The organism is Psychrobacter sp. Ps1 (assembly GCF_022129425.1).
Classification (GTDB): domain Bacteria; phylum Pseudomonadota; class Gammaproteobacteria; order Pseudomonadales; family Moraxellaceae; genus Psychrobacter.
The window spans coordinates 1-8,307 of record NZ_JADQAN010000038.1 but is presented as its reverse complement, the minus strand read 5'-3'; the positions used below and the strand labels follow the sequence as shown (position 1 = coordinate 8,307).

Below are 8,307 nucleotides of genomic sequence, written 5' to 3'. Positions count from 1 at the left end.
CTATGATCTTAGAATGAAGCTGTTTGCTGGTATCATTAATTCCGAGCTTAAATTATGACTTTTGCAAGAGGTCTATTATATATACATCTGCACTCAGTTGCCTTGTATCTCTTTTAAATTGAATCAACTATAGCAAGCATTAAAAAAGCCCCGTTAATACGGGGCTCTGACGCACAAAAATTACACTTTCTTTCTTATATAAATTAGAACGGAATATCGTCATCTACAGGACCATCTGGCATGGCTGTCGGTTTTGGTTGTGCAGGCTTTTGCGCTTGCTGACCAAATTGGTTAGGCTGAGCAGGAGCGCTTTGGTTATTGAAGCCGCCCTGATTGCCACTTTGTGCCATACCTTGAGCTGCTGCACCGCCAGCTTGATTGTAGCCGCCTTGCTGACCACCAAAGTTGTTTTGATTGCTTTGACCGCCTTGATTACCATAGCCGCCACCGCCCTGATTTGAGTTTTGACCACCAAAGACATTATCGCCTTGACCGCCACCACCTGTCGCGCCATCAAGCATCTGCATTTGCTCAGCACGAATCTCAGTAATATAACGGTCTTGACCACTTTGGTCTTGGTATTTACGTGTGCGCAAACTACCTTCGATATAAACCTTGCTGCCTTTACGCAGGTATTGCGCTGCGATTTCACCTAGACGGTTAAAAAGTGCGATACGATGCCACTCTGTCGCCTCTCTTTTTTCGCCGCTTTGTTTGTCTGTCCACTGCTCTGATGTCGCAACCGAGATATTGGTTACGCTACCGCCATTGCTGAATTGGCGTGCCTCAGGATCTGCTCCGAGGTTACCGATGATGATAACTTTATTGACTCCGCGCATGATACCGTCCTTTTACTTATGAATAATTTAATAAACTGTTTTAATCATTATCTGATAGCATCATTTGACACTATCAATTGTATAATTTTACTTTAACCAATTTTTATCGAAATATCTATAGGCTACCTATGGTGCACGTCAGTCTATGTCGCTTAGATACTCTATCTTGATATACTAGTCGATATTGTAGAGTCCAATAAATAACAGGTAATAGATAAATATGCTGCTATTCTGCCATTTTAAGATGCTGAAGAACACCTTTCACCTTTATCGATATTGTATAGCACCTTACTTATTATCAAATGATTTAGAGATTTCTAGTTAGCATCAGAAGGCTTACGATGCATACTTAACGTCACGCTACCCAGCTCTACGCCAAATTTTTTCATCACTGAGCGATTGAGCATGACATCCTTATTGATAAGATACATCCAATCATCGAACGTTACTTTATAGGTTTTGTCTTCGACAGGTAACTCTAATAAGTAATTCCAGTGCAACGTATTGCCAACCACTTTCCCTGCTGCCTCGCCAATAACATCACCTGCGACACCTTTCCAGCTGCCATCTGTCTGCTCAGTCAGACGCCATATACGCTGCGATTTCGTGCCATCTGCCCACGAGAACTTCTCGTTTAAGATAATGACATCGTATCCCTCATGGGTTGCATCAATGTCGACATAAAAGCGCTTTTTGACCTCACCATTTCGACCTTGGAACATACCCCAACCATCAATTTGACCCGAAAAAAACTCATGCATGTCGAGTGTTGGTGTGGTGTTCTGATAGGCCTGAATATTTTGTGTAGCGCAACCAGATGTCAGCAGCATGGCTGATAAACCAAGACCTATGGTTAACTTGGCTATTGAGCGATGTGCCTTCTTTTTACCTTCGATGACACTACCAGACAACATTTTAAATTTACTCATATTAATTCCTTTTAAATAGAGATAAATAGTTAGTTTCTATTGATTGATATTGGTGGTTTATGAGACTGCTGTCTGTGCAATTTTTGCTATTTGGCTTTATTTCTATATAAAAACATAAGCCTAAAGCTGTTATATATCATATTAAATATCTAGCGGACTTTGCGCCAAACTCGATAGCTGCTGACGTGAATCATCCGTCAACTGTGTCTTATCTAACTTCAAATAAGCGACTTGCTCTTTTGCCATGACGACCAACTCATCAACACCATCTACTGCCAGCATTTGTCGTGACCAGTCTTGGATATTGATGTCTTTGGGAATAGTAACCGTCGTGCTCGATAGATAAGGTGGCTGAGAAATGGGAATAATGATAAGCAGTGCGGCACCCATAATAATAGCCAGTATGCCCCACGCCAACAAATTAGGCTGGCCTAATAACAGACCACCCATTGCCCCGCCTACAAATGCACCAAAGAACTGACTAGAAGAGTTAAGCCCCATCGCGGTCGCTTTATTAGCGACTGGTGCACGCTTAGATATCCATGAGGGAATCGTCGCCTCAAGCAGGTTAAAGCCCATAAAGTACAGCAGCAAGCCCAATATAATACCAATACCGACCTGACTACCAAGCGCGAGTATGGCTAAAGCGGCGGTCATTAATGCAATCGCACCCAAAAAAACCTGACGCATTTTGCGTTTCTTTTCGGCGATGATAATAAACGGTATCGCGATGGCGAAACCAATAAACAATAGTGGCAAATACACCATGCCTTGCTGACGTACTGACAAGCCAAGTACGTCACTGAGCTGGTGCGGCAATATCACAAATATCGCTGTCATCGTCAGATGTAGCGCAAAGATACCGATATGTAAGCGGTTAAGATCGCCAATATTAAGGACAGTGGCTAACTGTTGACCGATGGTCTTATTATCCAGATTGTGCTTGAGCACGCGCATAGGCGTCGGTACTACCACCAATAGCAGCATCGCCAATATAGCAAATCCTGAAGTTAGCCAAAACAGCCCAGAGATACCGAGCGAGCCGACTAATAATGGACCAAAGGCAAAGGCCAGCATAATAGAGGTAGCAATCGTCAGACCCATCGTAGCCATCGCTTTGGTACGCATTTCCTCACGAGTCACATCAGCCAGTAACGCCATCAGCACAGCAGAGACCGCACCACTACCCGCCAGCGCTCGACCAATGATCACTTCGTAAATATCTGTCGCATTTGCTGCAATCATGCCGCCGACGGCGAACAGTATCAATCCCAAAAAGATAATAGGCTTACGCGGGAATTTATCAGCAGCCAAACTCATCGGTATCTGAAAGATGGCCTGCCCTAAGCCATAAATACCAACGGCCAAACCAATTAAAAACGGCGTCGCGTGTGCATAATTGTCACCATAAACAGAAAATACCGGCACAATCATAAACAAGCCAATCATACGTAAGGCAAAGATGCCACCGACTCCGAGGATTGCCCGTTTCTCTACGCTATTCATACTTGCCTCACTGGTTGATCATTGCTGGTTGCTCATTGCTATCTTTCACGACTAACACTGTGCCATACCATGATTTATCACTACTGGTTTATCAAGGCATTGGCCTATAAATCAAGCCCCCTAGTATAAGACATTCGCCGTTTGGTTGCCGAGACTTTTGTCTTACTGGTGCAGTAACGTATGCGCCCTTAACCCAAGCCATTCATATTACGAGATTATTTTGTTACCAAGTGCATCAGATGCACAGTGACACCTTGAATAATGCTGTCACCATGACAATAAAGTAAAATGTTGTCAGCAAAATTAATGGCTCACTCACCATATCTACGTAACGACGAACGCTTCTATAAAATGACATTTTTGGTCAAAACCATAACAAACGATGCCTGTTACTTAACACTGATTTGATTTAGATTTACTGAGTCCTATAAAAAATAGTCATAGGAACGACAAAAAATATAAAGCCAAACAACAATAGAAAATGAACAACTAGGCTGGCATAACTTTTACCTTACACATATATGTACCTTTTATAAAAACACTACTTATAACAACACCATAAATTTAGAATTATTCACGTTTTAACCAACCACTTTACTGATCTGTACTTACTTTTTGATTTGAGATATTTCCCAATCCCCTTTTAGCAAATAGGAAACCTGTAACCGATGGCACATGACCATATCGCAATACGCGGCGCACGTACTCATAATTTAAAAAACATCGATTTAGACATTCCACGAGATAAATTCGTGGTAATTACTGGCCTATCTGGCTCTGGTAAATCTTCGTTGGCATTTGACACCTTGTATGCTGAAGGGCAACGTCGTTATGTCGAGAGTTTATCGGCATACGCGCGTCAGTTCCTCTCGCAAATGGAGAAACCTGACGTCGATAGTATCGAGGGTCTATCCCCTGCGATTGCTATCGAGCAAAAATCAACCAACCATAACCCACGCTCGACCGTCGGTACGATTACCGAGATTTATGACTATCTGCGCCTGCTCTATGCACGCATCGGTACGCCATATTGCCCTGAGCACGGTGAGCCAATGGTTGCGCAGTCGGTCACTGAGATGGTCGATCAGGTCATGGCCTTGCCAGATGACACCAAGATTATGATCTTGGCACCGGTGATTCGCGAGCGTAAAGGTGAACATACCGTCTTACTTGAGCAGCTGATTGGACAAGGTTTTGTCCGTGTGCGCGTTGACGGTGATGTCTATGACACCGACGAGCTACCGACGTTGGATAAGAAGAAAAAACATACCATCGAAGTGGTGGTTGACCGCTTTAAAGTACGTGATGACTTAGGTAACCGCGTCGCTGAGAGCTTGGAGACCGCGCTACGTTTGGGACAAGGTCTAGTGACGCTGCACTTTATGGATGGTAATCCTACTGAGGGCGGCTCTGATAATCAAGTGATGTCTGCCAAGCACAGCTGTCCGATTTGTGATCGCGCGGTGCCTGAGCTTGAGCCACGCATGTTCAGTTTTAACAATCCATATGGTGCATGTCCAAGCTGTGATGGCCTCGGCAAACGTCAATATTTCGCCGCTGAAAAGCTGATTACTCATCATGAGAAGTCGCTTAATCAGGGCGCAATCAATGGCTGGGACAAGCGTCATGCGTACTACTTTGGTTTGCTTAGCACTGTCTGTAAACATTTCAAAATCGATATGGATGCGTCATGGCAGGATCTGTCCAAAGAGCAGCAAGACCTAATCATGCAAGGCTCTGGTAAAGAAAAGCTGACCTTTAACTTTACCGATGAGCGCGGTCGCAAGACGAATAAGACTGTACCGTTTGAAGGTGTGCTTCCCTACCTAGAGCGCCGTTATGCTAAAACGCAAAGTAACTTGGTGCGTGATGAGTTAGCCAAATATCTAGCAGATACCACTTGTAACGTTTGTGATGGTGCGCGTTTGAATGAAATCTCACGTAACGTCCGTGTTGATGACCAAACTATCGCTCAAATCGTTAAGCTGTCTATCGGAGACGCTGCTGACTATTATAAAACGCTAAAGATTGGTGGTCATAAAGGTGAAGTAGCCGAAAAAATCTTTAAAGAGATTAATGAGCGTTTAAACTTTCTTGTGAGCGTCGGGCTTGATTATTTGACCCTTGCTCGCTCTGCCGAAACACTATCGGGCGGTGAAGCGCAGCGTATTCGTCTGGCCAGCCAAATCGGTGCTGGTCTGATGGGCGTCATGTATGTACTTGATGAGCCATCCATCGGTCTGCATCAGCGTGATAATGATCGCCTGCTAAAAACCCTAACGCGCTTACGTGATTTGGGTAATACCGTACTGGTCGTTGAACATGATGAAGATGCGATTCGCCAAGCAGATCACGTGATTGATATCGGTATCGGTGCAGGCGTACACGGCGGTCACGTGATCGCCCAAGGTACAGTCGATGACATCATGGCAAACAAAGAATCGCTGACTGGACAATATATGTCTGGTAAGAAAAAAATTGAGATTCCAACTGTCCGTCATAAAGCCAAAACTATCGATGTCGAAGTCAAAGGTAAGGCTAAAGCCAAGAAAGTACCGATGACCATCGAGCTGAAAGGCGCATCAGGTAATAACCTGCACGATGTGGATTTGACCATTCCTGTTGGTATCATGACTTGTGTGACGGGTGTCTCAGGTTCGGGTAAATCAACGTTGATTAACCGTACGCTTATGCCATTGGCAGCGACTCAGTTAAACAATGCCTCAACGCTGATTGCTGACAAGTTTGAAAGCATTAGCGGTCTTGAGCATTTGGACAAAATGGTCGATATCGATCAAAGTCCAATCGGCCGTACGCCGCGCTCAAACCCAGCGACTTATACTGGCGTGTTTACCCCGGTGCGTGAGATGTTTGCCCAGACCCAAGAAGCGCGCGCCCGTGGTTATAAGCCTGGTCGCTTTAGCTTCAACGTAAAAGGCGGACGCTGTGAGATGTGCCAAGGCGATGGCCTTATCAAAGTTGAGATGCATTTCTTACCAGATATGTATGTGCCGTGCGATACTTGTGAAGGCAAACGCTACAACCGTGAGACGCTAGAGATTCACTATAAAGGCAAAACCATCGCTGACGTGCTTGATATGACGGTTGAAGATGCCGTTGAGTTCTTCTCAGCGATACCAGCCATCTATCGTCGTCTGCAAGCATTGATGGATGTGGGTCTGAGCTACATTCGCTTGGGTCAGTCTGCACCAACACTATCAGGTGGTGAGGCGCAGCGTGTCAAACTGGCTCGCGAGCTTGCCAAACGTGATACGGGACAGACGCTGTATATCTTGGATGAGCCAACCACTGGTTTGCATTTCCATGATATCGATAAGCTGCTCAATATCCTGCATGCCCTACGCGATAAAGGTAATACTATCGTCGTCATCGAACATAACTTGGATGTTATCAAAACGGCAGACTGGGTGATCGATCTAGGCCCTGAAGGCGGTAAAGGTGGTGGCATGATCATCGCTGAAGGCACGCCTGAGGAAGTGGCGGAAGTTAAAGAATCATACACGGGTATATTCTTAAAGCCGATGCTTGAGCAAGGTATGAAAGAAGTCAGCTAATACCGTTAGTCATGATTGATAAAAGGCCACTCTTTATAGGATGGCCTTTTTTATTTGCTGGTATAAAGCAAAGCGCAAACTGTAAGCTATGAATGGAAATTGATATATAAACTAAGACTTAAGTTACTTCGCTACGTTACCTTTCTTAATATTTATTAAAGATACTTAAAAGTTAAATGTATTAATATTTAAATGGTTAGGTATGACACGTAAGCGAATACGATATAGAAACAACTGGTTAATAACGATATAGCTAACACAAATTGACATTACTCACTCCTGCATGACCTCTGAAACTCTTAAGGACTTCTTATGAAAAAATTACTATTTATTATCTTGGCATCTACTGTTGGCGTTAGCGCCTGTGCGTCAGGCGGCACATCAAATGGCGTAAGCGATCGCAACCATCAAAGACCTGCGATGTCAGCGGATATGAAGCAAGCCATGGATGATTGTGCTCAACGAGCTGGCGTGAAAATGACTAAAGAAAGTCGTCCAAGTAAAAATGATATGAAAAAGATGGAAGCATGTATGACTGCTAAAGGGTATAAAAAACCTGAAGGACATGGTCAAGGCCGTCCGCAATAACTAGCATTTTTTAGATGATTGATGATAAAAGGCTACTCTTTAGGGAGTGGCTTTTTATTATCGATTTTTACTTCCTCAGGTAACATTCTGAATTTAGAAACAGTATATGAACAAATTCTAAACATACTAAAAAACCGAATTTTTCTTTACTTTACCAAATAATTCTAGTGGTTTTCTTTCACTTCGTTTACTAAGTTTATCTACATAACCTTCTTCCATATTTAGTCGATAAATATCTGGACTTTCTAAAAACTCCAACCAGCCTTCTTTCATCCATCTTTCGATTACATCTTTACCCATTATCCAAATTAAGTTGGCAAGCTGTGCATGTGGAGAGCCAAAATAATAAATAATTAAATTTATAGAAGGTTTCGGGCCTTGGTTAAAACTAAACATTTCTTTAATATAATCGCTGTCAGAAGAGTCTAAAGAATGTCCCCAAAGATATATTTCAATTATTTCATTTAAACCAAGGGTATTAGTCCCAAATTTTTCCTTCTCTAGACTAGTTATATCAGGATTACCTCCTAGAAATTGATAGTCCGTACTATTAACCAGTTTTTGATAATATTTTACGAACCCATAGGCCTTTTCTTCTACTAGAATCTTATTTTCTAAGGCAGATATACCTAAAACTATTGTATTAGTATTATTGCCTACAGCTTTTCCATGTAAAAATTGTATATGATTATGGTTGTAGAGTCTCTCTACAGTAGAAGAATAATTAAAGCTATAGATGGTGCATTCATCTTTCGATAAAACTTTAGGTAAAGCTAATTTTTTTTTAGGTTTGAATAGACCTCTTGCAAAAGTAGTTATAAGACACAACGTATATTATTGAACGCTACTTACTTAATAGATATGCCAAAC

General features: G+C 42.7%; 6 protein-coding genes. 2 read left to right on the top strand and 4 right to left on the bottom strand.

Annotation, left to right across the window (positions count from 1 at the left end; genetic code table 11):
• Nucleotides 1-203 precede the first annotated feature (203 nt).
• The 3 genes from ssb to I3249_RS12690 form a co-directional block, all read right to left on the bottom strand.
• Complete coding sequence (ssb, locus tag I3249_RS12700) at nucleotides 204-839, bottom strand: single-stranded DNA-binding protein (RefSeq protein WP_238070198.1); 636 nt, start codon at nucleotides 837-839, stop codon at nucleotides 204-206.
• A gap of 317 nt (nucleotides 840-1,156) precedes the next feature.
• Nucleotides 1,157-1,768: a DUF3833 domain-containing protein gene (locus tag I3249_RS12695; RefSeq protein ID WP_238070197.1), complete on the bottom strand. Its 612-nt coding sequence runs from the start codon at nucleotides 1,766-1,768 to the stop codon at nucleotides 1,157-1,159.
• Between the two features lie 141 nt (nucleotides 1,769-1,909).
• Nucleotides 1,910-3,274, bottom strand: a complete 1,365-nt coding sequence (locus I3249_RS12690; protein ID WP_238070196.1) for an MFS transporter — start codon at nucleotides 3,272-3,274, stop codon at nucleotides 1,910-1,912.
• Nucleotides 3,275-3,942: 668 nt separating this feature from the next.
• On the opposite strand from I3249_RS12690, the gene uvrA reads away from it, so the two are divergent.
• Together uvrA and I3249_RS12680 are read left to right on the top strand one after the other, a co-directional pair.
• On the top strand, nucleotides 3,943-6,849 hold the full coding sequence (gene uvrA / locus I3249_RS12685; protein ID WP_238070195.1) for an excinuclease ABC subunit UvrA: 2,907 nt from the start codon (nucleotides 3,943-3,945) through the stop codon (nucleotides 6,847-6,849).
• Nucleotides 6,850-7,161: 312 nt separating this feature from the next.
• On the top strand, nucleotides 7,162-7,437 hold the full coding sequence (locus I3249_RS12680; RefSeq protein ID WP_238070194.1) for a hypothetical protein: 276 nt from the start codon (nucleotides 7,162-7,164) through the stop codon (nucleotides 7,435-7,437).
• Between the two features lie 126 nt (nucleotides 7,438-7,563).
• On the opposite strand, the gene I3249_RS12675 is transcribed toward I3249_RS12680, so the two are convergent.
• Nucleotides 7,564-8,265: an AbiH family protein gene (locus tag I3249_RS12675; protein WP_238070193.1), complete on the bottom strand. Its 702-nt coding sequence runs from the start codon at nucleotides 8,263-8,265 to the stop codon at nucleotides 7,564-7,566.
• Between the last annotated feature and the right edge of the window lie 42 nt (nucleotides 8,266-8,307).

What these genes read in the sequence shown, in the direction of transcription:
- ssb (WP_238070198.1), bottom strand. Translation starts at nt 839, where the DNA reads ATGCGCGGAGTCAATAAAGTTATCATCATCGGTAACCTCGGAGCAGAT.
- I3249_RS12695 (WP_238070197.1), bottom strand. Translation starts at nt 1,768, where the DNA reads ATGAGTAAATTTAAAATGTTGTCTGGTAGTGTCATCGAAGGTAAAAAG.
- I3249_RS12690 (WP_238070196.1), bottom strand. Translation starts at nt 3,274, where the DNA reads ATGAATAGCGTAGAGAAACGGGCAATCCTCGGAGTCGGTGGCATCTTT.
- uvrA (WP_238070195.1), top strand. Translation starts at nt 3,943, where the DNA reads ATGGCACATGACCATATCGCAATACGCGGCGCACGTACTCATAATTTA.
- I3249_RS12680 (WP_238070194.1), top strand. Translation starts at nt 7,162, where the DNA reads ATGAAAAAATTACTATTTATTATCTTGGCATCTACTGTTGGCGTTAGC.